Source organism: Variovorax sp. GW821-FHT10D07, assembly GCF_059415325.1.
Genome location: NZ_JBWKMZ010000002.1, coordinates 334,624 through 358,913, shown reverse-complemented (window position 1 = coordinate 358,913; position 24,290 = coordinate 334,624). Strand labels below are relative to the sequence as shown.

The window sequence follows — 24,290 nt, the reverse complement described above, 5'->3', positions numbered from 1 at the left end:
CCGTGATGGAGACTCGCGCACCATGATCATCAAGGCTCTGTTCGGTGCGTCGATCGCGTTGGCTGCGTGCATGGCCCAGTCTCAGCCGGCGCGCTACTACGAGTACGTGCTGTACCTGCGCGCAGCGGCACCTTCCGATTCGGAGGCCCGTGCCCGCGCGGTGCTTTCGTCCCGATCAGCCCTGCTGCATCGAGCGAGCGATCCCGCAGGGGTGCGAGCCTGGGATGGCAAGGGGCTTATTCCTGTCGCGGTCGAGCCGCGCAGCTTCAAGGGCAAGCCGATCGATCGGGCGAGTATTTCGGAAACCGGCGAGCCGTTGCGTGAGGTCCTCGGTGTGGCGGCGTCACGGCCGGTGTCCGCGCTGGCTGTGATGGTGGGCATACCGCAGGCGGCGAGTGTTCCAGCCTATGTCGAGGCTTCGAGGTTCGCCGCAGATATCGCAGCGGCAGTGGATGCGCCGGCCTTTTTCGACGGCGAGACGGGTGGCGTGCTGCAAGCGGTCTCCTTGAGCGAGCGGCTGCGACTGGGGCGATCGGCAGATGGCGCCCTCGTTTCTGCGTCCAATCCGCCGCGTCTCGAGACCATCGATGCCTTCACTTTCGAGGCGCTGCACGGTACCGGATGGCGTACGAGGGGATTTCGCAAGCTGGGTGTGCCAGATGTCGCCGTGGTCGACTGGATGCCTGGAAAGCTGCTGCCCTTCTGGGAGATCGAGGCAGTGGGGAATCTGCTGGTCAGCGGCAAGATTTCTGCGGCGCCCGGCTCGGAGTTCACTGTGCGAACCGACGATCCTGAAGTCGCGGCGACGCTGTCGGGCTTTCGAAAAGGTGCCTCGGCATTCTTGAGATTCGCGCCGGCACCGGTATCCAGTGCTTCCTTGTTGCAGCTCGAGTTTCCCGGCCAATCAGGCATGCATCTCTACGAGCGCCAGATGTTCTTCATCGACGCGCTGCTGCCTTCGAATTACCTGGCGCTCGGTGCAGGGCCGGCGCGAGAGCTTTCGATGGCGGTGGCACGCGTGAAGAGTCGGCTGCCTGATCTTCGAGGCCGCTACGCTTCGCTCAAGGCCCAAGGCACACGCGTGTTCATCGGCGTGGACATGGCGGCAGCTGTCAAGAACTCGACATCGCCGCAGCGCGGGGCCAAGTGGGCGCTCTGGCACGAAGTATCGGCGTGGACACCGGACGGCCGCGTGATCGCGCGCCGATGGGATGGCGACCCGCGTACCGGCGGTTCGCGCGCTCGTTTCAACCCTCCGATCAAGATCGGCAGCATCGAGCACAGCAATATCGAGAGCGATATTCCTGAAGAAACGATCGAGGACGTCTTGCTGATCGATCGAGGGGGCCGGACCAGCGGCGGCGAGGCCACCGATCTCGCGACGCGAAATCGCCGCTGATGCGCAGGCCGCTAGCGACCTGATACGGCGGCCCCGCGAACACACCGGCTCATGAGTGCGTCGCGACGGCCATCAGCCAACAAGGGCCGCATCATCTCTTCGACCCGCTTGTCGAAGCCGGGCGCCGCCATCGTGTCCTTGACGTCTTCGGGGGCCAGCTTGCCGAGCGAGTTGCCGAGGTTGCGCTCATGAAGCTCGGCGTTCACAGGATCGATCTGCGTGCAGGCTCGCTGAATTGCAACGGCCGACAAGACGGGCAATTCGTCCACGAACTGGAGCGGCTTGGCGAAGCAATTCGATGCGGCAAGCAGCAGGACGAAGACTGGTAGCGTGCGTCGCATGGGCGTGACTGCGGGTAGATCGTGTGAAGGCGAACGGAGGACTCGGGAATTCTAGGCAGCCTGCAATCACGTCGCGTGGATGGACATTCGAGGTGTCTCCATGGAACCGCGCCAAGTACACCCACATGTGATGACGGAGCCCTTGCAGTGATGAAGCGGCGCGCGTCGCGAGCCCGGCCCTACACCCGCCCCGCCTTGAACGCCTGCAACCGCTCCCGCCGCTCCGCATCGAACGACCCACTGAGCCGCGCAGACAACTCCTCCCGCCGCATCTCCTTCCCGCACGACTGACAGGCCGGCCCCAGCCCCGGGTCCTGCCCGCAAGGGATGTGGGTATAGCGAATCGCGACCTCCTCGTGCTCGCCCTTGCACCATGTCTCGCCCCAGGCGCGCAGTGCGAGGAACACCGGGTGGAACGAGATGCCCATCGGCGTGAGGTGGTATTCGTGCCGCGGCGGGCGCTCGCTGTAGAGGCGGCGCTCGATCAGCCCTTCGGCTTCCAGCTTCTTGAGACGGCTCGCCACCATCTGCGGCGTGGCCTGGGTCTGCACCTGGATCTCCTCGAAGCGACGATTGCCGAGGAACAGCTCGCGCAGCACGAGCACGGTCCAGCGGTCGCCGACGATGACCTGCGCGCGCGCGATCGGGCACAGGGTCGAATGCGCATGCGTCGCCTCGTGCTCGGCGGACGCGGGTGGGGGCGATTTTTGGATCATTGCCGGCATCATACCGCTTGTCACTATGAAAATCATAGGTATAGTCGCCACCGTTCGCGAGGCGACTTGAAAACCGCCTCGCGCACCGCGGAGTCGATAGGACTTCCGCGAATGCAATCGACCCCATCGAAAGGCTTCTCATGTCTGAACCTGTCAAGTTGGATCTCGCTGCCATCGCCGATCGCTACGCCTCGGCCTGGCTCTCCCACGACCCCGAGGCGATCGTGGCGCTGCATGCGCCGGACTCGACCTTCCAGGCGCACGGCCGCGGCACGGCGGTGCGGGGCAACGACGCGTTGTTGAAGGAGTTCGGCGAAGTCTTCGAGCGCTATCCAGGCTTCGGCGTGGAAACGCGCCGCCTGCTGCTCGGCGACCGGCACTGGACGCTCGACTGGACGCTGACCTTCCAGCCGCCGGGCAAGGAGCGTCGCGGCTTCCATGCGCTGGACGTGGTCGAGGTGGACGGCGACGGGCTCGTCACGCGCAAGGACACCTTCTTCGACTACGCGGAAATCAAGGCCGCCCTGAGCTGACCCCATGAGCGCCATCCTCCACAAGCAGCCACTCTTCGAGCAACCGCTGTTCGAAGCGCTGCCGATCCGCCATCTGTGCGACCTGCAGGTCGATCTCGAAACGCCGATCGTCGTGCCCACGCCGCGCGGCACGCTGGTGCCCTACATCGGCAAGGGCGGCCGGCTCGACGGGCCGAAGCTGCACGGCCAGTTCCTGCCGGGCAGCGTCGACTGGGTCGTGATCGGCGCGGACGGTATCAGCCGGCTCGACATCCGCGGCGCCTTGCGCACCGACGACGGCGCGCTCATCTACTTCGAGAGCAAGGGCATCGCCAGGCTGCCGCCCGACGGCAGGGCGCGGCTGGCCAAGGGCGAGCGGCTCGCTTTCGGCGAGACCTACCTGCGCACTACGCCCAAGCTCGAGACTTCGGACGAGCGCTACACGTGGGTCAACGACCTGGTGCTCGTAGGCTACAACGAGCTGTCGGCAGGGCGGGTCGACTTCCGCATCTATCAGCTGCTTTGATGCGTGCGGCCCCGCGCGAGCCATCGCACGGGGCCTTCGGCGCGGGCGCGCTACTTGCCGTCCGCGGTACCGAGACGGGGCCGAAGCTCCTTGATCCTGGCATCGAGGTTGGCCGGCGTGACCTGCCAGCGCCGGGGATCCTCGTACTCGAAATCCGCGCGGACCCGGCGCGTCTGCCGGTTGAACTGAAAGAGCATCTTGATGATGCCCTTGTCGCCTTTCCTGCCCTTGTGCAGCAGCCAGTTGCGATAAGCCTTCACCTCGCGCTCGATCGGGTCCTCGAGAAAGGCGGCCGCATGGGCCTGGCCCTGGGCGTCGTAGACGTAGCCGTAGCTGCCGTTGACATCGCCATCGGCATCGAGAGAGAAGATCGCTGAGACCTCGACCCAATCGACGCCTTGCGGCTCGCCGCTGTTCACGATCTCGCGGGCGATCGCGCCCATCAGTTCCATGTTCTGCGAGACAGGCTGGGCGGGCGCCGGCGCGACCATGCCGGCCACGGTGATTGCTGCGGTCAGGAATTTGGAGAAGGGGAGTTTCATGCGTCGATGCGTACTGGCAGGTGGTGATCGTGAAGCAGACGATCAGGGGTTCGAGGGAGGTCGCGTCTCGTACCGAGGCAAGGAGTCGGTGATCTCGAACCACGGCGCCTTCGACCCCACGTACACATGGCACAGCGGCCGCACGCCCGGATCGCCATCGAGCACGCCGAGCGCGACACCCAACACGGCCGGCTTCGCATCGAGCTTGCTGATCAGACTCGAGCCGCACACCGAGCAGAACCCGCGGTGGTCGCCTGGCGAAGACTCGTAGAACCGGACCAGTTCCTCACCCCTGAGCCAGCGGAAGTCCTTCGCCAGGATCTTGCCGCGCGCGCGAAAGGCGGTGCCGTGCGCCTTCTGGCACATCGAGCAGTGGCAGTACAGCGGGTCCTTGATCGTGCCGTCGATCTCGAACGCGACACCTTGGCAGAGGCAGCTTCCTCTCAGCATCGGTCACTTCCTTTGAACGCGTGTTTGGAGGTGGCAGTCAGTATGCGTCAAGGCGCATTCGCGGGCACCGACCTTGCAGCGTGGGCCGTCCATCTTTTCAGGTCGCGCTCCGCGTCGTGGACCGCGAGACGTATCGTCACGCAGCGCTGATAGAGTCGCGCGCCGCATCGGCATGCGGCAACCGTCATGCTTCGCTCGGAGCGCCGGCACGGCAATGATGGCGATGAAGTTTTCTTACGCATCCAAGACCATGACAGCCTTCTCGATACTCGGCCGGGCGTTCTGCGCTGCGTTGCTTGTCTTCACTGCGTCGGCCCATGGCCTGTCGCCGGCCCAGTCCAGCGAAGAACTGAAGATCGGCTACCCGCCCCAAGGCATTGCTCTCGAGGAAGACCAGCGTGCGCGAGTCGTCGCAGCACTCCTGAAGACCCGAGCTTGGCCTCAGACCAGGTTGGTTGTCATGGTCATGGCCGGCTCGTCCTTCTCCGAAGGCAAAAGCACCCATCGCCGCAATCTCGCCGTGGCGAGAGCAGGGTATCTGGTCGAACTCCTGAAGACGCATGGTGTCGCCGAGACCGAAATCCATGTGGCGGCGGTCGCGAACAATCGCATGGAGTATCTCCCAAAGGGGCCTGTTCACCCCGTTGCGGATGAGCCGGAGAAGGGTGCCTCCACGTCGCTGTATTTCATGGGCTATCCGGAAAGACCGTGATAGTCAGGCCGGCAAGAGCCATTTGAAAGACGGCTGTGGCATTGCGCGAGATCGCCGTATCGACTTGAGGACACGGCCGATTCGTTGCAAAGCTGGAGCCGGGGGGCTCACCGCTCCTCTGTACGGCATGGTGCCGCCGCCAACATGCGCGCGGCGCGCAAGAACGCCACCGGACCGACCCAGCTGGGATTCCAGTCGTCCCCCACCGGCACCTGCCGCTTGTGCGCGATGACCAGCTCGCGTTTCGGAACGACCAGGATGTACTGGCCGTGCACGCCCCACGCCATGTAGGCGCCATGCAGCGGCGAGTCGGGTGGCTCCTCGAGCAGCCACCAAAGATAGCCATAGCCGAAGCCGCGTCGTGCCGTGTGCGGCGGATGCATCTGGGTGGACGACGTGGTCTCGCGCGTGATCTGCCCGATCCAGTCGGCCGGCACCAGTTGCTGCCCACGCCAGTTTCCCTGGCGCAGCATCAGGTAGCCCAGGCGCGCCATGTCGCGCGTGGACAGGTAGAGCGGATAGGCGAGGTGCCGGGACCGCCTCGCATTGCCGGTGCGGGCATGGCGAGCGGGATCGAAGTCCTCGAGCTGCAGCGGTGCGGCCAAGTCTTGCGCGAAGGCCTGGTAGATGCTCTGGCCGGTCAGGCGCTCGAATGCCGTGCCGGCGGCGTTGAAGTCCCAGTTGTTGTAGAGGAAGTAGCTGCCGGGCGCCTGCGATCCACGCGAAGGCGCGGAGGCCGAATCGTCTCCGCCATTGGCGGCCGGATGGTAGATACCCGAACGCGCGGCAAGCAGGTCGCGCAGTCTCGCTTGCCTTTCGATCGGCAGCAGGCCGCCGATGTCATCGATGCCCAGCTCGGCCAGTGTGCGATCGAGGTCGATGGTGCCGTTGGCGACGTACTTGCCGTACATCATCGACAGCACGCTCTTGCGTACCGAGAACACGATGCTCACGGCCTGGACCGGGCCTTCGCTGAACAGCACGCGGCCGTCCTGCACGACCATGAGGGCGGTCGTGTCGAGCGTGCGGACGTAGGCGCGGGTGTCGTCGAGGCCGCGGCGGCAGGCGCTGGTTGCCGCGGGTTCGGGGGCGGTGGCCCAGGAGGTTTCGGGGAAGGTTGGCGATGCAGCGGGTGGTGCGGTCGTGCAGGCGCTGGCGAGCAGCAGCGCAAGGCCGCATGCGCACCAAGAGGGCAATCGGCGTTTGGTGTCGCTATCGGACTGCATGCGATTCGAGTCTACCGAGGTGCGATGATCGTCCTCATCCGGATGGAACAAGACGATCCGGACGCTTGATCTCTTGGAGACACGGATTGCCTCTTGTCCTGGCTACCCGCTTGCCACCCCACTGGATGAACATGACGGGCCTTCCCTCACTGCCGCTCGAACTTCTGGAGCGCTTGCTTCCCGGCGCGAAGCTCCTGCCGGACTCGATCCTGCAAGCCGCTGATCGCCTCGGGATCGCCTACGAGTTCGTCATGGTCACGGATTGGCCTGATCTCGATGCACCGGATGCCAAGCTCCAACTCTTCGATCTGGTGTTTGCGGGGAAGTCTTTCCCCGAGGGGGAAGTTGTCGTCGTGACCGATGAGAGCTTTCGCAGCGGGCAATCGATTCAATGCCAGGGAGGCGAACTGCGTCGAACGGTGGATTGCTCATCGCAGTTCCTTTTCGACGGAGACGTCATTTTTCTCTGGCGTGAAATCGCCGCTCTGAGCGTCTTCCATCATGAGGGTGGATTTGCGCACATCGGGTGGTGAGGTGGCTTGCCTCCTTCGGCAAGGATGGTTGGCCGGGTGAATTCCGTCCCGGCATGCGGCAGTCTCCGCCGCCTGGTCGAGGTGGATTCCTAGAAAGCGGATGGTGCCCGCCTACAAGCCCGCGTGGCGCGCGTAACTAGAACGGCTGAAGAAAAGAAGGACCTTCAGCCATGACCCTCGAACAAACCATCGACAAGTTCAAGCAGGTCGACGCCGCCCGCGCCGACTATCCCGGCGAGCATCTGATCGTGCTCGGCGCCGGCGTGTTGCTGCTGCTGGCAGCCGGCCGCAGCCGCTCGTTCCTCACGCGCATCGTCGCCGGCGCGGCCGGTGGTGCGCTGATCGGCCGGGCCGCGAGCGGCACGGGCGGCATCGCGAAGCTGGCGGGTGCATTGCAGTCGGGAGGTCTGGCATGGCCGCGCCGCTGATGGAATCGCTGCGCGCGGTCCGTGCGCCCAGGTACTGGGCCCTGGGGCTCGGGGTCGCGTTGCTCGCGGTGTTCATGTTCTACCTTGCGCTCAGCAGCCTGGTGCACGAGAGCGCGGGGCGCGCCCCGCGCCTGCCGCCGTCGATCGTGCCGGAGCAGGCGAAGGCGCCCGGGCCGGCCATCGACAACACGCCGCCGGTCGAGCCGGTCCGCGCGCCCGTCGTGTCATCGATCGCCCGGCTCGACACCACTATGGCCAGTGCCGACGCGGCCACGAACAAGAAGGCCGCCCCGGCCTTCATCGAGGTCCAGAAATGCGTCATGCCCGAAGGCGATGCGGTCTACTCCGATGCACCGTGCCCGCCCGATGCCCAGGCCAGCACGCTGCGCCTGCCGAGCCAGCCGAACGCCGCGGCACGTCTCTGAGCAACAGCGCGGCCGAGGCTCAGGCCGTGGCGGGCGCGGTCTCGCGTTCGATCGGCAGCCACAGCGTGAAGCGCGTGCCTTCGCTGCCCGACTGCCATCCCACCGTTCCGCCGATCGCGCGTGCGCGCTGCTGCTGATTGCGCAGGCCGCGCCCGCCATGCTGCAGCGCCTCGGCCACGTCGAAGCCCGGCCCGTTGTCCTCGATGGTCACGCACACGAGCTCGTCGGTGGCCGCGGTGCTCACGCGCAGGGTAGTGGCGCGCGTGTGGCGCATCACGTTGGCGATGCACTCCTGCATGATGCGCAGGATGTGCAGCGCGCTGCCCGGGTCGAGCCAGGGCAGGGGCGGCACGGGCTGCACCTCCCAGCGCAGTGCGATGCCGGCGCCCTCGATGCGCGGCGCGAGCCGGAAGCGCAGGGTCGCGAGCAGCAGCAGCAGGTCGGCGTCGACGCTCTCCATCGAATCGATGGCGAGCTTGAGGTCGTCCATGCAGCCCTTGAGCATGTCGGCGATCCCGGCCTCGCTCATGCTGCCTTGCTCCACCGAGCGGATGGCGCCGATCAGCGAGGAACCCAGGCCGTCGTGCATGTCCTGCATGAGGCGGCGGCGCTCGGCGTTGAGCATCTGCTCGTTCTCCACCACGCGCAGCCGTTCGTAGCTCTGCTTGAGTTCGTCCTCGCGCTCGCGCAGCCGGTGCGCCAGGCCCTTGTTGAGCCGCGCCACCTCGGCGAAGGCGCCGGTGTAGCGCAGGAACATGATGTACGAGAAGACGAAGAACAGGCCGATGATGGCGTAGGGCGAGGTGTAGACGCTCTCGGGGCCCACGAGGTTGTTCTGCAGCAGGGCGTCGTAGCCGGTGAACGCGACGGCGATCATGGTCCAGGCCGCAACGAGCCGGCCCTCGGGCAACTGCACGCGGTAGGCCTTGCGCAGGTTCACCGAGAAGATCAGCACGGCCACGGGCAGCACGGCGAGGTTGAGCAGCGGGGTGAACAGGTAGAGGCTGACGATCGACCGCGAGACGTGCGGCAGGGTCGCGAGGTTGCAGGCCAGCACGAGACCGACCGACAGCCGCGTGAGCCAGGGCGAGGGTTGCCGGTGCAATCGCTCGAGGAACAGGTGGACGAACAGGATCAGCCACAGCAGGCTGGCCACGGTCATCCACTCGAACCAGTCGTCCGACATGGGGATGTAGCTGCCGCCCACGTAGTAGTGCAGCATGCGCAGGAAGGCGGCCGCCGAGATGGCGAAGAAAAGCAGGTAGAGCGGCTCGCGCCGCTTGCCCAGCCACACGGCAAAGGCGAAGGCGCCGACCGCGAGGAAGGCGGCGCTGCCCATGAACGGCAGCTGCACCTGCAGCAGATGGCGCGCCTGGTAGCGCCAGGACAGGTCTTCCTCGTGCCCCACCCACACGGTCGAGACGCCGCTGCCGCTGTTGCGCAGTCGGTCGACGCGGATCAGCATCGACGCGGGCGTGGGTGCCTGGGCCGCGGGATTGAGCGGCAGCAGCAGCGGATGGTTGTAGCCGTTGTGGATCGGGCTGCCGTGCGATTGGTAGATGAGCACGCCGTCGCCGTACACGGCGATGTGGCCCAGGGTCTTCCAGCGCGGCAGGTAGAGCAAGCGCGGCTGCGTCGAAGGCGGCAGCCTGCCGAGGTCGAGGCGGTACCAGTCGGTGACGGTGCGCATGCCACTGGAAGCGGTGGGCACGAGCTCGCGGTCGGCGGTGTAGGGCAAGCCGACCGGTTTCCAGCCGCCGCGCGGCAGTTCGGCATCGACCGACAGCAGCGGCGGGGCCGTGAAGCCGGAGCCGGGCACCGACTGCAGCTCGGCTTCGGTGATGTGGATGGGCTGGTCGCCAGGCAGTACGGGCGCCGCGACGGAGGCGCGCGCACAGCACAGCAGCAGCACGATCAGCGGCAGCGCGCGCCAGAAGGCCGCGATCCCCCGACCGGCTCGCCCGCCGTCGTTGTTGCCCTGTCTCATCGAACGCTTGCGCCTTGGAACTCGCTGTCGGCTCGCGGCGTGCGCCGGACGGGCGCCGGCCGTTCGCAGCGAGGGGCGCACCCGTGGGCCGCCGGTTTCTCCCCGATCGAACGGCCGCGCGCACCGGCGGCTCGTTCGCTGTCCCGTCTTCGCGGGTCGACGGCAATTATCGGCGCGCTATCGCCCCCGCGGCCCTTGCCCTCACATAGAACGCGGGCCAAAGGTGTGCGCGCGCCACATTGGAATCGGAGCCGACCGTGCCGAGACTCGTGGATGGTCGTCGGTCCCTGGGACCGGCGGCCATCACCACTGGAAAAAACAGGAGACTTCATGACGATTCGCCCTCTGCGCGCCGGTGCCGCCTGCGCCGTTCTCGCCCTGCTGCAACTCACGGCCTGCGGCGGCGGTGGAGGCGGCGGTGCCGGCTTCGTGGCCTTGCCCCCGCCCACGACCAGCAACCCGCCGCCCGACACGCCGCCCGCGCAGTCCCCGGTGCTGCGCACCACGGCCTACGGACCCGTGCAGGGCAACGACGACTCCGCGACCAACGGCACCTACAGCTGGAAGGGCGTGCCTTTCGCGAAGCCGCCGGTCGGCGCGCTGCGCTGGAAGGCGCCGGTCGACCCCGAGCCGTGGACGGCGACGAAGACCACGCAGAAGCTCGGCAATGCCTGCGCGCAGACGGGCCGGCTCTACGGCCCGGGCCAGAACAACCGCTACGACGAGACCATCGGCAGCTCGATCGGCAAGACCACGGGCTCGGAAGACTGCCTCTACCTCAACATCTGGACGCCCTCGACCGCGGGCGCGACCGACAAGCTGCCAGTCATCGTGTTCGTCTACGGCGGCAGCAACATCACGGGCTACACCGGCGACCCGGTCTACGACGGCGCGGCGCTCGCGAAGGCGGCCAACGCGGTGGTGGTGTCGATCAACTACCGGCTCGGCATCCTCGGCTTCCTGGCCTCGCCGCAGCTCAAGGCCGGCGTGGACGCGAACGACGACTCGGGCAACTACGCGATCCTCGACCTGATCAAGGGCATGAAGTTCGTCAACGCGAACATCGCGCGCTTCGGCGGCGACCCGGCCAACGTCACGCTGATGGGCCAGTCGGCCGGCGCGGTCAACATCTATGCGCTGATGGTCTCGCCGCTGGTGGTCAACACCAAGCCCGCGCTGTTCCAGCGCCTGGTGCCGCTGAGCGGCGGTGTCGCCACCGCGACCACGGTGCCGAACCAGAACAACGCGCTGCTGGCGGCGCTGCTGGTGGCCGACGGCACGGTGAAGGACACGGCCGCGGCCACCGCCTACATCGCGTCGCAGAGCAATGCCGACCTCGCAGCCTACCTGCGCTCGAAGAGCGCCGACACGCTGCTGCAGACCGTGCTCAACAAGCTGGTGCCGCTGGGGCTGTCGGCCTCGAATCCGCTCAACGACGGCGTGGTGGTGCCGACCAACCCGATCGCGGCGATCAACGCGGGCGAGTTCCTCAAGGTGCCGGTGCTGGCCGGCTACACGCGCGACGAGACCAAGCTGTTCCCGCAGAACCTCGCGACCTCGCCCGCCTTCGGCGGCATCAGCGGCCGGCTGCTCGACGACCCGACGGTGTTCTCGATGGCCTACAACTACGACCCGAACGCGGCCCCGACGACCTCGCTCGAGCAGTGGATCCCGGGCCAGTACCTGCCCGTGACGACGCCGGTGACCGGCTTCAACGCGCGCACCGACCTCTACAACCAGTACTTCTTCATCGCGCTGCGCAAGCAGATCTTTCCGGTGCTCGCGGCGCAGAAGGTGCCGCTGTGGTGGTACCAGTTCAACTGGGACAAGTCGCCGGCGCCGTTCAACGACATCTTCGGCGCGGCCCACACCTTCGACCTGCCGTTCGTCTTCGGCAACTTCGGGCCGTCGCTCTATTCGAAGTTCGCCAACTCGAAGGCCAACGAGCCGGGGCGGCTGCAGTTGTCGGACGCGATGATGAAGAGCCTGGCGGCGTTCGCGCGCGGTGGCGATCCGAACAACGCGGCGCTGGGCGTGAACTGGCCGCAGTATCCGGCGATGCTGAACTTCGATGCCTCGCTGACGGCGAAGGCGATCACAGTGCAGCAGTAAGGCGCGCGAGCGCCCGAGCCGCCCGGGGCCGGTCTTGCCGGCCCGGGCGGCTTTTTTCCTTTCAGAGGATCGGCATGCTCGCTTCCTTCAGCACCCGCAGCACGAAGTGCGACTTGCTGTGCCGGATGCCGGGGATCTTGTAGAGCTTTTCGCGCAGCAGCCGCTCGTAGTCGCGCGTGTCGCGCACCGCGATGCGGATGTAGTAGTCGTAGTCGCCCGAGACCAGGTAGGCCTCCTGGATCTCGGGGATGGTCGCGAGGGTGCGGCCGAAGTCGTAGAGCGTCTCGTCGGTGTGGCTCTCGAGCGTGACCTGCACGATCACCGAGTCCTGGTAGCCGAGCTTGGCCGGATCGATGTCGACCGTGTAGCGCTTGATCACGCCTTGCGCCTCGAGCTTCTTGATACGCGTCCAGCAGCTGGTGGGCGAGAGGCCGACCTCGGCGCTGATGTCCTGCAGGGTCTTGCGCGAATCGAGCAGCAGCACCCGGAGGATCGCCATGTCGATCTTGTCGAAAAGTCCTTCGTCGTCTTGCGAAGATTTGCGATTGATTTTCATGTTTGAGGCCTGAATATCCAAAAATCAGAAGCAAATTCTGCCTCAAACCCGGAAGAATTGACGGCATGAGACTGCTCGACCTCCCCAACGACCTCGCCCTGACGCTGGATGCCGAAAATCTTTCGGACATCGGCGCGGCCACCGACCTGCCCCTCGATGCCGCGCTCGCCATCGACACCGCGCCGCGCGTGCGCAACGGCGCCGAGGCGCTGCTCGACACGCTGGTGGCCTGCGGCGTCGACACCCTCTTCGGCTACCCGGGCGGCGCCGCGCTGCCGCTGTACGACGCGCTGCACGGCGAGCCGCGGCTGCGCCACGTGCTGGTGCGCCACGAGCAGGCGGCCGTGCACGCGGCCGAGGGCTATGCGCGCACCACCGGCCGCGTGGGCGTGGTGCTGGTCACCTCGGGCCCGGGCGTGGGCAACACCATCTCGGGTCTGCTCGATGCGATCAGCGATTCGGTGCCGCTCCTGTGCATCAGCGGCCAGGTGTCGACCGCGGTGATCGGCACGCAGGCCTTCCAGGAAAGCGACGCGCTCGGCATGTCGCGCCCGGTGACCAAGTGGAACCACCAGGTGCGCACGCCCGACGAGGTGCCGACGATGGTGCGGCGCGCGCTCGAGATCGCGGCCGCGGGCCGGCCCGGCCCGGTGCTGCTCGACGTGCCGAAGGACGTGCAGCTCGCGCTGCCGGGGCAAGGCGCGCCGGTACCAGTGCCGCGCCCGCTGCGCACGCACCGCTCGCCGGTGCCGCCGCGCGCCTGCATGCAGCGCGCGGCCGACCTGATCTCGACCGCGCGCCGGCCGGTGCTCTATGGCGGCGGCGGGCTCATCAATGCCGGTCCCGCGGCCTGCGAGGCCTTCACGCAGCTGGTGCGGCGGCTGTATGCGCCGTGCACGCTCACGCTGATGGGCCTGGGCGCGTTCCCGGCCTCCGACCCGGCCTTCCTCGGCATGCTCGGCATGCACGGCACGCTCGAGGCCAACCTCGCGATGCACGAGGCCGACCTCGTGGTCTGCGTGGGCGCGCGCTTCGACGACCGCGTGACCGGCAAGCTCGACCGCTTCTGCCCGCATGCACGCAAGATCCACATCGACATCGACCCGAGCAGCATCAACAAGGTGGTGCAGGTCGACGTGCCGATGGTGGGCGACTGTTCGGCCGTGCTCGAGGCGCTGCTCGCGCTGCTGCCCGAGCGCTTCGAGGCCGCGCGGCTCGCGCCCTGGTGGCAGCGCATCGAGCGCTGGCGCGCCGAGGACTGCCTGGGCTTCGCGCCGCGCACCGACGCGATCCTGCCGCAACAACTCATGGCCTCGCTGCAGCAGGCGATCGGCGACACGGGGCGCGACACCATCGTCTCGACCGACGTGGGCCAGCACCAGATGTGGGCCGCGCAGTACCTGCGCTTCGACCGGCCGCGCCGCTGGCTCACCTCGGGCGGCGCCGGCACCATGGGCTACGGCCTGCCGGCCGCGATCGGCGCGCAGGTGGCGCATCCCGAGGCGCTGGCCGTGTGCGTGAGCGGCGACGCCTCGGTGCTGATGAACATCCAGGAGCTGTCGACCGCGGTGCAGCACCGCGCGGCGGTCAAGCTGGTGCTGTGCAACAACGGCTACATGGGCATGGTGCGCCAGTGGCAGGAGCTCAACCACGGCAACCGCCTGAGCCACAGCTGGAACGAGGCGCTGCCCGATTTCGTGGCGCTGGCCAAGGCCTTCGGCTGGGGCGCGCGGCGCGTGAGCGATCCCGCCGAGCTGCCCGCGGCGCTGGCTGAATGCCTGGCGAGCGAGGGACCGTTCTTCCTCGACGTGCAGGTGGCGGCGCAGGAGAACTGCTTTCCGATGATGCCGGCCGGCGCGGCGCACAACGAGGTGATGCTGGCCAAGGACCGCTGGTACGAACAGAAGGAGGCCTGAGCCCACGATCCTCCGCGCTGCGCTATCTTCCCCAGCGCGCGCCGCTTACCCGCGGCGCGTGTTCCGCCCGCAGGCCGCTTACCGGTGGCCGAACGGGCATCTCCCGCGACTCTTACCGGAGCCTTCTCTCATGTCCCACGATCTCGCCAGCGTCTCGCTGGACGACAAGTACACCTCCACGTCCGGCCGCGTCTACCTGAGCGGCATCCAGGCGCTGGTACGCCTCATGCTCGTGCAGCGATGGCGCGACCAGGCCAACGGCCTCAACACCGCAGGCTTCGTTTCCGGCTACCGCGGCTCGCCGCTCGGCGGGCTCGACGAGGCGCTGTGGAAGGCGCAGCCGCACCTCGATGCCAACCACGTCAAGTTCCTGCCCGGCGTGAACGAGGAACTGGCGGCCACCGCCGTCTGGGGCACGCAGCAGGTGCACCTGACCGGCGAGAGCGCGGTCGATGGCGTGTTCGCCATGTGGTACGGCAAGGCGCCCGGCGTGGACCGCTGCGGCGACGTCTTCAAGCACATGAGCCACGCGGGCACCTCGCCCCACGGTGGCGTGCTGCTGGTGGCGGGCGACGACCATGGCGCGTATTCCTCGACCCTGCCGAACCAGAGCGACCACCTGTTCGCGGCCTCGATGATCCCGATGCTCTATCCGCAGAGCGTGGAGGAGTACATCGAGCTGGGCCTGCACGGCTTCGCGATGTCGCGCTTCGCCGGGCTGCCCGTGGGCTTCAAGGCGCTGGCCGACACGGTGGAGTCGTCGGGCTCGATTCCGGCCGACGCGCAGAACGTGCGCACCCTGCTGCCCGAGGACTTCGTGCCTCCCGCGGGCGGCATGCATGCGCGGCTGTCGATCGACACGCTGGGCGTGCAGGCGCGCAAGCAGGAGGCGCTGATGCAGGACGCGAAGATCTACGCGGCCATCGCCTATGCGCGCGCCAACCGGCTCAACCGCGTGACCATCGACGCGCCCTCGGCGCGGCTGGGCATCGTGGCCTCGGGCAAGTCGTACCGCGACGCGCTGGAGGCGCTCGAGGAACTGGGCATCGACGCGGCCGAGGCGGCGCGCATCGGCATCCGCGTGTTCAAGGTGGCGATGCCCTGGCCGCTGGAGCCCGACTCGATCCGCGAGTTCGCCGACGGGCTCGACGAGATCCTGGTGATCGAGGAGAAGCGCCAGATCGTCGAGTACCAGCTCAAGGAGCATCTCTACAACTGGCGCGAGGGCGTGCGCCCGCGCGTGATCGGCAAGTTCGACGAGCGCGGCGAATGGGGCGCGCATCCGCGCGGCCAGTGGCTGCTGCCGGCCACGGCCGACTTCTCGGTGGCGCAGATCGCGCGCGTGATCGCCGCGCGGGTGGCGCGCTTCCACACCAGCGACATGATCCGCACGCGGCTGGCGATCCTCGACGCCAAGGACGTGGTGCTCGGCAAGGCCGTGGCCACGCCGGCACGGCCGGCCTGGTACTGCTCGGGATGCCCGCACAACACCTCGACCAAGGTGCCCGAGGGCAGCCTGGCGCTGGCCGGCATCGGCTGCCACGTGATGGCGACCGCGATCTATCCCGAGCACAACCGCACCACGACCCACATGGGCGGCGAGGGCGCGCCCTGGCTCGGCCAGGCCTGGTTCTCGAAGCGCAACCACGTGTTCGCCAACCTCGGCGACGGCACCTACTACCACTCGGGCTCGATGGCGATCCGCGCCGCCGTGGCCGCGGGCGTGAACATCACCTACAAGATCCTCTACAACGACGCGGTGGCGATGACCGGCGGCCAGCCGGTCGACGGGCCGGTGAGCGTGCCGCGCATCGCGCACCAGGTGGCGGCCGAGGGCGTGCGCCGCATCGCGCTGGTGGCCGAGGACCCGACGCGCTGGCGCGACCGCTCGCCGCTGCCGGCCGATGGCGGCGGCTTCGTCCTCACCATCCACCACCGCGACGAGATGGACGCGGTGCAGCGCACGCTGCGCGACTACGAGGGCGTGTCGGTGCTGATCTACGACCAGGTCTGCGCGGCCGAGAAGCGGCGGCGCCGCAAGAAGGGCGAGTTCCCGCAGGCCTCGCACCGCGTGTTCATCAACGAGGCCGTGTGCGAAGGCTGCGGCGACTGCGGCGAGCAGTCGAACTGCACTTCGCTGCTGCCGCAGCCCACGCCCCATGGCCTGAAGCGCCGCGTGGACCAGAGCGCGTGCAATGCCGACTACTCATGCGTCAAGGGCTTCTGCCCGAGCTTCGTGAGCGTGGAAGGCGTGAAGCCGCGGCGCATCAAGCCGGTGGCCGCGCGCGGCCCCGAGGCCGACGCGGCGCTGCCCGAGCCGCCCGTGCATGCGATCGAGGGCATGCACAACATCCTCATCACCGGCATCGGCGGCACCGGCGTCATCACCATCGGCGCGCTGATCGGCATGGCCGCGCACCTCGAGGGCCAGGCCGCGAGCGTGCTCGACATGACGGGCATGTCGCAGAAGAACGGCTCGGTGACCTCGCACGTGCGGCTGGCGCGCGACGCGGCCCAGCTCAAGGCGCAGCGCATTCCCACCGGCGAGGCCGACCTGGTGCTGGGCTGCGACATGCTGACCGCGGGCGCGCCCGACGCCATCGCCAAGATGCGCCCGGGCCGCAGCTATGCGCTGGTCAACACCTTCGAGCAGCCGACCGGCCACTTCGCGCAGGACCCCGACTGGACCTTCCCGGCCGGCCAGGTGCGCGCGCTGATCGAGGAATCGGTGGCCGGCAAGGCCGACTTCATCGACGCCACGGGTCTCGCGACCCGGCTCATGGGCGACGCCATCGCGGCCAACCTGTTCCTGCTGGGCTTCGCGTTCCAGAAGGGCTGCGTGCCGCTGAGTTCGGCCGCGCTGCTGCGCGCGATCGAGATCAACGGCGTGGCGGTGAAGGCCAACCAGCAGGCCTTCCACTGGGGCCGGCGCGCCGCGCTCGACCTCGCGGCCGTGGCGCGCGAGGCCTCGCCCGCGCAGCCGGTGGCGCTGCAGCTGCCGCAGGGGCTCGATGCCTTGCTCACGGATCGCGCTGCCTTCCTCACGGCCTACCAGGACGCGGCCTATGCGCGGCGCTTCTCGGACTTCGTGGCGCGGGTGCGCGGCGTCGAGCAGGCCCGCGGCCGCGGCGACCGCTTCACACGCGCGGTGGCGGCCAACCTGTTCAAGCTGATGGCCTACAAGGACGAGTACGAGGTCGCGCGCCTGTACACCGACGGCGCCTTCATGAAGAAGCTGCAGCAGGAATTCGAGGGCACGCCCAAGCTGCGCTTCCACCTCGCGCCGCCGATCCTCGGGCAGCGCGATGCGCAGGGCCGGCCGGTCAAGCGCGCCTTCGGGCCATGGATGCTGCAGGGCTTCCGCGTGCTCGCCGCGCTGCGCCGGCTGCGCGGCACGGCCTTCGATCCCTTCGGCCGCACCGAGGAACGCAGGACGGAGCGCCGCCTGATCGAGGAGTACCGCGCGGGCATCGAGGACATCCTCGCGCGCTGGGACGAGGTCGATGCCGACACGGCGCTGGCGCTCGCGAAGCTGCCCGAGCAGATCCGCGGCTACGGCCATGTGAAGGAGGCGAGCATCGCCGCCGCGCAGGTGAGGCGCGATGCGCTGCGCTCGCGGCTCGTGGCGCCGCGCGCCGAGGCGGGCACGGTGGCGCGCGAGGCGGTGCCGGCCTGAGGAGGAAGGGCGGGGCGATTCCGGAATCACCTGTTATGGACAGGTCGATCCGGAATCGCTAGACTCGCCCGCCATGGCCCGACCCAAAGCCTTCGACCGCAACGCCGCCCTGCAGGGCGCGATCGCCGTGTTCTGCGACCACGGCTACGACGGCACCTCGACCGAGATGCTGCTCGCCGCCATGGGCATCAGCCGCCAGAGCATGTACGACACCTTCGGCGACAAGCGCAGGCTCTATCTCGAGGCGCTGCAGCAGTACGCCGTGGGCCATGTGTCGCAGCACATCCGCGCGCTGCATGGCGCGGCCTCGCCGCGCGCGGGGCTAGCGGCCATGCTCGACGGCATGGCGACCCATTTCGGCGCGCAGGGCCAGCCGGGCTGCATGGGCATCGGCGCGGTCTGCGAATTCGGCCGCGGCGATGCCGAGGTGAGCCTGCTGACCGACACCGCGGGCCGCATGCTGCAGTCGGCCATCGAGGGCCGCATCGGCGAGGCCCAGGCCGCGGGCGAGATCGATGCCGCGCTCGCGCCGCGCGCGGCCGCGCAGTTCCTGATGGCCACGCTGTCGGGGCTCAAGCTCTCGGGACGCGGCGGCGCTTCGGTCGAGGACCTGCGCGACATCGCGCGCATGGCGATGCGCGGCCTGCGTTGAATGCGTGTGCGCGCGCCCGGTTTCGGGTGCGCTTTTTTTTGCTCTATTCTGGATCGATCGATCCGTTAAAAAAAGGAAGTCGACATGACGAAATCTCTCTCCGGCAAGGCCGCCCTCGTAATGGGCGGCTCGCGCGGCATCGGTGCGGCCATCGTGCGGCGGCTCGCGAACGATGGCGCGGCCGTGGCCTTCACCTATGCGTCGTCGGACGCGGCGGCGCAGGCGCTCGTGGCCGAGATCGAAGGGCAGGGCGGCCGCGCGCTGGCGCTGCGCGCCGACAGCGCCGATGCGCAGGCCGTGCGGCAGGCGGTCGACGCCGCGGCCGAGGCCTTCGGCGGGTTGCACCTGCTGGTGAACAACGCCGGCATCCTCGTCGGCGGCCTGGTCGAGGACTACGCGCTCGCCGACTTCGACCGCATGTTCGCGGTCAACGTGCGCTCGGCCTTCGTGGCGGTGCAGGCGGCGCTCAAGCACATGGAGCGTGGCGCGCGCATCGTCATCACGGGCAGCGTGGTGGCCGAGCGCGTGGGCTTCGCGGGTTCGTCGGTCTATGCGATGACCAAGGGCGCGGTGGCCTCGATGGCGCGCGGCCTCGCGCGCGACCTCGGGCCCCGGGGCATCACGGTGAACGTGGTGCAGCCCGGGCCGACCGACACCGACATGGCGCCGAAGTCCGAGTACGGCGAGCGGCTGGAGCCGCTGATGGCGCTGGGCCGCATGGGGCACGACAGCGAGATCGCCGGCATGGTGGCCTACCTGGCAGGGCCCGACGCCAACTTCGTCACCGGCGCGGCGCTGACGGTGGACGGCGGCTACCTGGCCTGATCAGGCCGGCGGGCGGGCCGCGCGGTAGCCGCCCGGCGTGGTGCCGAAGCGGTCGCGGAAGGCGCGGCTGAAATGGCTGGGGTCGTTGAAGCCGTTGCGGAACGCGATCTCGGTCACGCTGAGCTGCGCGAGCCGCTCGTTGGCCAGTTCCTCGGCCGCGCGCTCGAGGCGGCGCTCGCGCAGGTAGGCGCCGTACTGCGTCTGCTGCGTGGCGAACAGGCGGTGCACCAGCCGCTTGGAGATGCACAGCTCGCGCGCGATCGCCTCGACCGAGAGCTCGGGGTCGCAGAGGTTGGCCTCGACGTAGGCCGCGAGCCGCTGCCAGCGGTCGCGCTCATGGCGCTTGGCCGTACCGGCGTCGCCGGCCTGCGGCGCGCCGGCCACCGCCTCGCAGTAGATGGCCGCGAGCAGCGAGACGAAAGACTGCTCCGAGAAATAGGCCAGCGCCGGATGCGGCTGCGCCTGCACCGCGAACAGGCGGTCGAGCTGCTGGCGCGCCGACTCGGCCAGCATCGAGCCGGGCTGCGCCAGCGAGGGCTCGAAGTGGTCGCGCAGGTCGGCATAGATGCCGAAGAAGCGCCCGGCCGGCAGCCGCAGCTGCACCAGCCGGCCCGATTCGTCGAGCGCGCAGGTGGAGGGCAGCCGCGTGGTGCGGAACACGATGTCGCCCTTGCGGAAGGGCAGCCGGCGGCCGGCCTGCTCGATCGTGCCCTGGCCGTCGACCGCGATCATCGCGAGCACCTCGCCCGCGCCGTCGTGGCCGGACTGGCCCGCCGCATGGCGCACCTGCATCGGCGTGGAGTCGAAACTGACCGCGATGCCGCCGCCCACGAGCCGGCAGGCCTCGAGGTTCATGCGCGGATGGCTGTGCTGCACGCTGAGTTCGCCGGGGTAGACCAGTGCGTCGAGCGTGGTCGAGTAGCCGCGCAGGTCGCCCGGGTAGAAGGGGCGCAGGTGCGGCGCGAAGCTCAGGTGCGGGGTCGGGTCGTGGTGCATGGTGGGGTGGGAGCCGGGCCTCGTGCATGGTTCGTGCCAAGGGCGGTCCGCGCCCGCAGTCTGGAGGGCGCGCCGCGGGCGCACATCGAGACTTTCCACTAGCGGGCGAGATGCGGCCCCATCGCGTTGGCGCGCTGGATCAATGCGCGTGCGCGCAGGCGCAAGGCCCGGCGCGGCATCGCTTCCTACATTGGCGGCCATCGACCACCGATGAAGGAACCCCGCGTGAACCCCACCGTCACAGACGCCCCCTCCGCCGACGTGCCCCTGCAGCTCGACGGCCTCACCGTCGGCCACTGGAGCGATGCCGAGAAGCTCGCGCTGAGCTGCCGCATCCTCGCGAAGGAGGGCCATTCCGAAACCCTGGCCGGCCAGATCACGGTGCGCCAGTCCGACGGCAGCTTCCTCACCACGCCGCTGGCGCATGCGTTCGGCGAGATCCGCGCGGGCTCGGTGATGCGCATCGACGACTCGCTGCGCGTGCTCGAGGGCCGCGGCGTGCCCAACCCGGCCGTGCGCTTCCACCTCTGGGTGTACCGGCGCCGGCCCGACGTCAACTGCGTGATCCACACCCATCCGCCCTATGTGTCGGCGCTGTCGATGACCGGCGAGCCGCTGCAGGTCGCGCACATGGATGCCACGCCCTTCTTCGACGACTGCGCCTTCCTCGCCGAATGGCCGGGCCTGCCGATCGCCGACGTGGAGGGCGAGATCATCTCGGCCGCCCTCGGCGGCAAGCGCTGCGTGCTGCTCGCCAACCATGGCTTCCTGGCCGCCACTTCGAGCGTGGAGGAGTCGCTCTACCTCTCGGTGCTGATCGAGCGCGCCGCGCGCAACCAGCTGATCGCGCAGAGCGCTTACGGCCGGCTCAAGCTGGTCGATCCGGCGCTGGCACGCGAATCGCACGACTTCCTGCTGCAGCCCAGCATCGTGAAAGCCAGCTTCGCGATGTTCGCGCGGCAGGTCGAGGCCAAGGAGATCTGAGATGAGCGAGGACCTGCATTTCCTGGAACTGACCGAGGTGGCGCAGCGGCTGCGCGAGCGCGCGCTGTCGCCGGTGGAACTGACCGAGCGCATGCTCGCGCGCATCGAGGCCGTCGACCCCGCGCTGCATGCCTATGCGCGCACCATGCCCGAGAGCGCGCGCGCCGAGGCGCGCCGTGCCGAGGAGGAGATCGCGCGTGGCGGCTGGCGCGGTCCGCTGCATGGCGTGCCGGTGGCGGTCAAGGACAACTGCCATGCGGCCGGCGTGGTCTGCGCCAACGGCACCGAGGTCTACGCCGACTTCAGGCCCGAGCGCGACTCGACCGTGGTGCGCAAGCTGCGCGAGGCCGGCGCCGTGATCCTCGGCAAGCTGCAGCACACCGAGGGCGCGTTCGCCGAGCACCACCGCAGCATCGTCGCGCCGGTCAATCCATGGAACGCGGGCCAGTGGCCCGGTGCCTCCTCGAGCGGCTCGGGCGTGGGCACGGCCGCGGGCCTGTGCTTCGGCTCGCTGGGCACCGACACGGGCGGATCGATCCGCTTTCCCTGCGCGGCCAACAACCTCACGGGACTGAAGCCGAGCTGGGGCCGCGTGTCGCGCTTCGGCGTGTTCGAGAACTCGGCCTCACTCGACCACGTGGGGCCGATGACGCGCAGCGCGGCCGATGCGGCGGCGATGCTCGCCGCACTGGCCGGTGCCGACGACGACGATCCCACGGCGCTGCCCGATGCCGTGCCCGACTACCTGGCGCTGTCGGCCCAGGGTGTGGCGGGGCTGCGCATCGGCATCGATGCCGACCACATCGCGCGCGACGTCGATGCACCCACGCGCGCCGCGATGCAGGCGGCGCTGGCCACGCTCAAGGGGCTGGGCGCCACGCTGCAAGAGGTGCGGCTGCCCGATCCGTCGGAGGTGATCGCGGGCTGGTTGCGCTTCTCGGCCGTGGAGATGGCGGCCGCGCACGAGGCCACGTACCCGGCGCAGAAGGAGCGCTACGGCCCGGTGCTCTCGGGCTTCATCGAGGTGGGCCGCGCGCAGTCGGGCATCGAGCTGCAGAAGCTGCTGATGCAGCGGCTGAACTTCCGGGGCGCGCTGGTCAAGCTGTTCGGCGACATCGACCTGCTCGCGATCCCCGTGACCTGCGACGCGGGCTTCAGCAATGCACGCATGGCCACGCTGGGCACCGACGAGGGCGACCTGCTCAAGCTGCTGCGCTTCACCGCGCCCTACGACATGAGCGGCCATCCGACGCTGACCTTGCCCTGCGGCTTCACGCCCGAGGGCCATCCGATCGGCTTCCAGCTCGTGGCGGCGCACTTGCAGGAGGCCACGATGCTGCGCGCCGGCCGCGCCTACCAGGGCGCGACCGACTGGCACCGGCGCCATCCGGCATCGATTCAGGACCGCAACGAGGAGCACAAGGCATGAACACCATCGCCACCCCGGTGGGCGCCGCCGCGCCCGCGGCCGCCAAGCCGCAGAGCGTCTGGAAGGTCGGCGCCGCCACCATGGCCGGCACCGCCATCGAGGGCTTCGACTTCCTGGCCTATGGCACGGCGGCCGCGCTGGTCTTCAACAAGCTGTTCTTTCCGAACTTCGATCCGGTCACGGGCACGCTCGCGGCCTTCGGCACCTTCGCGAGCGGCATGCTCGCGCGGCCGATCGGCGGCATCGTGTTCGGCCACTACGGCGACCGGCTCGGCCGCAAGGCCATGCTCACCTTGAGCCTGCTGATGATGGGCATCTGCACCGTGCTGATCGGTGTGCTGCCGACCTACGAGTCGATCGGGCTCTGGGCCGCGGTGCTGCTGGTGCTGCTGCGCATCGGCCAGGGCCTGTCCTTCGGCGGCGAACTCGGCGGCGCGATGCTGATGGCGGTCGAGCATGCGCCGCCGCGCTGGCGCTCGTTGGTGGGCAGCATGCCGCAGATGGGCGCGCCGATCGGCGTGCTGCTGTCCTCGGGCGCCTTCGCACTGGTCACGCAGCTGCCCGAAGACGCCTTCCTGCACTGGGGCTGGCGGCTGCCGTTCCTGGCCAGCGCGCTGCTGATCGCGGTGGGCATCTTCATCCGCACGCGCATCGACGAGTCGCCCGAGTTCGAGGCCGTGAAGGCGCACCGCAAGACCGCCGCGCTGCCGGCGCGCGAGGTGGTGCTGGCGCACTGGCGGCCGCTGCTGCTGACCATCGGCGGCAAGCTGGCCGAGGTCACGCTGATCTACACCCTCCTGGTGTTCTCGATCTCCTATGCGGTCACGCGGCTGGGCTTCTCGCGCGGCGATGCGCTGCATGCGCTGGTGCTGGGTTCGTCGCTGATGGTGCTGACCATCCCGCTGTTCGGCTGGCTGGCCGACCGCGTCGGCGCGCGGCGACTCTACGTGTTCGGCGGCGTGCTGCTGGCCTTGATGGCGCTGCCGCTGTTCCAGGCCATCGGCAGCGGTTCGCTCACGGCCTATACGGTGGCGATGGTGCTCGCGCTCGCGCTCAACTACCCGCTGATGTTCGCGCCGCAGTCGAACCTCTACGCGGCGCAGTTCCCGGCCGAGCTGCGCTACTCGGGCATCTCGATCGGCATCCAGATGGCGGCCGCGCTCGGCGGCGGGCTGGCGCCGATCATCGCGGCGACGCTGGTTGCGAAGTTCGGCAGCATCGTGCCGGTGGGGGCGTATGTGGCGGTGCTGGGGGCGGTGGCGGCGCTGTCGGCGTGGAAGATGCGGCCGGCGGCGAACGAGGGGTGACTCCTTCCCCAACTCCTTCCCCCTTTGGGGGAAGGTCGGG

23 protein-coding genes are annotated in these 24,290 nt (G+C 68.8%); 15 read left to right on the top strand and 8 right to left on the bottom strand.

The genetic code is table 11. The features are described 5' to 3' along the window. The first annotated feature begins 22 nt into the window (after nt 1-22). The gene (locus tag AC07PU_RS06880; protein ID WP_495316295.1) at nt 23-1,399 is read left to right on the top strand and encodes a hypothetical protein; all 1,377 of its coding nucleotides are present in this window, start codon (nt 23-25) and stop codon (nt 1,397-1,399) included. An 11-nt stretch (nt 1,400-1,410) separates the two neighbouring features. Here AC07PU_RS06880 and AC07PU_RS06875 read toward each other — a convergent pair whose 3' ends face one another. Both AC07PU_RS06875 and AC07PU_RS06870 read right to left on the bottom strand, forming a co-directional pair. After that, nucleotides 1,411-1,740 (bottom strand): hypothetical protein, encoded by a 330-nt coding sequence (locus AC07PU_RS06875; RefSeq protein WP_495316293.1) that lies wholly within the window; start codon nt 1,738-1,740, stop codon nt 1,411-1,413. 179 nt (nt 1,741-1,919) lie between these two features. Beyond that, the gene (locus tag AC07PU_RS06870; RefSeq protein ID WP_495316291.1) at nt 1,920-2,456 is read right to left on the bottom strand and encodes a winged helix-turn-helix transcriptional regulator; all 537 of its coding nucleotides are present in this window, start codon (nt 2,454-2,456) and stop codon (nt 1,920-1,922) included. Nucleotides 2,457-2,596: 140 nt separating this feature from the next. On the opposite strand from AC07PU_RS06870, the gene AC07PU_RS06865 reads away from it, so the two are divergent. Both AC07PU_RS06865 and AC07PU_RS06860 read left to right on the top strand, forming a co-directional pair. After that, nucleotides 2,597-2,989, top strand: coding sequence for a nuclear transport factor 2 family protein (locus tag AC07PU_RS06865; RefSeq protein WP_208514045.1), 393 nt, complete (start codon nt 2,597-2,599; stop codon nt 2,987-2,989). A 4-nt stretch (nt 2,990-2,993) separates the two neighbouring features. After that, on the top strand, nt 2,994-3,494 hold the full coding sequence (locus tag AC07PU_RS06860) for a DUF3237 domain-containing protein (RefSeq protein ID WP_093342721.1): 501 nt from the start codon (nt 2,994-2,996) through the stop codon (nt 3,492-3,494). 50 nt (nt 3,495-3,544) lie between these two features. Here AC07PU_RS06860 and AC07PU_RS06855 read toward each other — a convergent pair whose 3' ends face one another. After that, nucleotides 3,545-4,036 carry a hypothetical protein gene (locus AC07PU_RS06855; RefSeq protein ID WP_495316288.1) on the bottom strand — a complete coding sequence of 164 codons (492 nt, stop codon included), beginning with the start codon at nt 4,034-4,036 and terminating at the stop codon, nt 3,545-3,547. Between the two features lie 42 nt (nt 4,037-4,078). Then, nucleotides 4,079-4,486, bottom strand: a complete 408-nt coding sequence (locus AC07PU_RS06850; RefSeq protein WP_495316286.1) for a GFA family protein — start codon at nt 4,484-4,486, stop codon at nt 4,079-4,081. Between the two features lie 250 nt (nt 4,487-4,736). On the opposite strand from AC07PU_RS06850, the gene AC07PU_RS06845 reads away from it, so the two are divergent. Further along, nucleotides 4,737-5,198: a hypothetical protein gene (locus AC07PU_RS06845; RefSeq protein ID WP_495316284.1), complete on the top strand. Its 462-nt coding sequence runs from the start codon at nt 4,737-4,739 to the stop codon at nt 5,196-5,198. Nucleotides 5,199-5,305: 107 nt separating this feature from the next. Here the strand turns inward: AC07PU_RS06845 and AC07PU_RS06840 are convergent, their stop codons facing one another. Further along, on the bottom strand, nt 5,306-6,424 hold the full coding sequence (locus AC07PU_RS06840; RefSeq protein WP_495316282.1) for a serine hydrolase domain-containing protein: 1,119 nt from the start codon (nt 6,422-6,424) through the stop codon (nt 5,306-5,308). Nucleotides 6,425-6,555: 131 nt separating this feature from the next. Between AC07PU_RS06840 and AC07PU_RS06835 the strand changes: the two genes are divergently transcribed. The 3 genes from AC07PU_RS06835 (at nt 6,556) to AC07PU_RS06825 (ending at nt 7,810) form a co-directional block, all read left to right on the top strand. After that, nucleotides 6,556-6,957, top strand: a complete 402-nt coding sequence (locus tag AC07PU_RS06835; protein WP_398496142.1) for a hypothetical protein — start codon at nt 6,556-6,558, stop codon at nt 6,955-6,957. A 170-nt stretch (nt 6,958-7,127) separates the two neighbouring features. Further along, nucleotides 7,128-7,385: a hypothetical protein gene (locus AC07PU_RS06830; protein WP_057595408.1), complete on the top strand. Its 258-nt coding sequence runs from the start codon at nt 7,128-7,130 to the stop codon at nt 7,383-7,385. Further along, entirely contained in the window at nt 7,370-7,810 is a 441-nt protein-coding gene (locus AC07PU_RS06825) for a hypothetical protein (protein WP_398496139.1), read from the top strand. The genes AC07PU_RS06830 and AC07PU_RS06825 overlap by 16 nt, the downstream gene beginning before the upstream one ends. Before the next feature lie 19 nt (nt 7,811-7,829). Here the strand turns inward: AC07PU_RS06825 and AC07PU_RS06820 are convergent, their stop codons facing one another. Beyond that, entirely contained in the window at nt 7,830-9,797 is a 1,968-nt protein-coding gene (locus AC07PU_RS06820) for a sensor histidine kinase (protein WP_495316279.1), read from the bottom strand. A gap of 330 nt (nt 9,798-10,127) precedes the next feature. Between AC07PU_RS06820 and AC07PU_RS06815 the strand changes: the two genes are divergently transcribed. Then, nucleotides 10,128-11,909, top strand: a complete 1,782-nt coding sequence (locus AC07PU_RS06815) for a carboxylesterase/lipase family protein (RefSeq protein ID WP_495316277.1) — start codon at nt 10,128-10,130, stop codon at nt 11,907-11,909. Nucleotides 11,910-11,970: 61 nt separating this feature from the next. On the opposite strand, the gene AC07PU_RS06810 is transcribed toward AC07PU_RS06815, so the two are convergent. Continuing rightward, nucleotides 11,971-12,408 carry an Lrp/AsnC family transcriptional regulator gene (locus AC07PU_RS06810; protein WP_057595424.1) on the bottom strand — a complete coding sequence of 146 codons (438 nt, stop codon included), beginning with the start codon at nt 12,406-12,408 and terminating at the stop codon, nt 11,971-11,973. A gap of 122 nt (nt 12,409-12,530) precedes the next feature. Here AC07PU_RS06810 and ilvB point away from each other — a divergent pair, with 122 nt between their 5' ends. From ilvB to AC07PU_RS06790, 4 genes are all read left to right on the top strand, one after another. Then, nucleotides 12,531-14,381, top strand: a complete 1,851-nt coding sequence (gene ilvB / locus AC07PU_RS06805; protein ID WP_495316275.1) for a biosynthetic-type acetolactate synthase large subunit — start codon at nt 12,531-12,533, stop codon at nt 14,379-14,381. 130 nt (nt 14,382-14,511) lie between these two features. Next, nucleotides 14,512-18,057, top strand: a complete 3,546-nt coding sequence (locus tag AC07PU_RS06800) for an indolepyruvate ferredoxin oxidoreductase family protein (RefSeq protein WP_495316273.1) — start codon at nt 14,512-14,514, stop codon at nt 18,055-18,057. A gap of 73 nt (nt 18,058-18,130) precedes the next feature. Then, the gene (locus tag AC07PU_RS06795) at nt 18,131-18,709 is read left to right on the top strand and encodes a TetR/AcrR family transcriptional regulator (protein ID WP_495316271.1); all 579 of its coding nucleotides are present in this window, start codon (nt 18,131-18,133) and stop codon (nt 18,707-18,709) included. 84 nt (nt 18,710-18,793) lie between these two features. Then, nucleotides 18,794-19,534: a 3-oxoacyl-ACP reductase family protein gene (locus AC07PU_RS06790; RefSeq protein WP_495316269.1), complete on the top strand. Its 741-nt coding sequence runs from the start codon at nt 18,794-18,796 to the stop codon at nt 19,532-19,534. On the opposite strand, the gene AC07PU_RS06785 is transcribed toward AC07PU_RS06790, so the two are convergent. Further along, nucleotides 19,535-20,530: an AraC family transcriptional regulator gene (locus AC07PU_RS06785; protein WP_495316267.1), complete on the bottom strand. Its 996-nt coding sequence runs from the start codon at nt 20,528-20,530 to the stop codon at nt 19,535-19,537. It abuts the gene before it with no gap. 225 nt (nt 20,531-20,755) lie between these two features. Here AC07PU_RS06785 and AC07PU_RS06780 point away from each other — a divergent pair, with 225 nt between their 5' ends. The 3 genes from AC07PU_RS06780 to AC07PU_RS06770 are packed head-to-tail and all read left to right on the top strand — an operon-like array spanning nt 20,756 to nt 24,250. Beyond that, nucleotides 20,756-21,514: an aldolase gene (locus AC07PU_RS06780; protein ID WP_495316265.1), complete on the top strand. Its 759-nt coding sequence runs from the start codon at nt 20,756-20,758 to the stop codon at nt 21,512-21,514. Between the two features lies 1 nt (nt 21,515). After that, nucleotides 21,516-22,943, top strand: a complete 1,428-nt coding sequence (locus AC07PU_RS06775; protein WP_495316263.1) for an amidase — start codon at nt 21,516-21,518, stop codon at nt 22,941-22,943. Next, nucleotides 22,940-24,250 (top strand): MFS transporter, encoded by a 1,311-nt coding sequence (locus AC07PU_RS06770; RefSeq protein ID WP_495316262.1) that lies wholly within the window; start codon nt 22,940-22,942, stop codon nt 24,248-24,250. The genes AC07PU_RS06775 and AC07PU_RS06770 overlap by 4 nt, the downstream gene beginning before the upstream one ends. Nucleotides 24,251-24,290 lie beyond the last annotated feature (40 nt).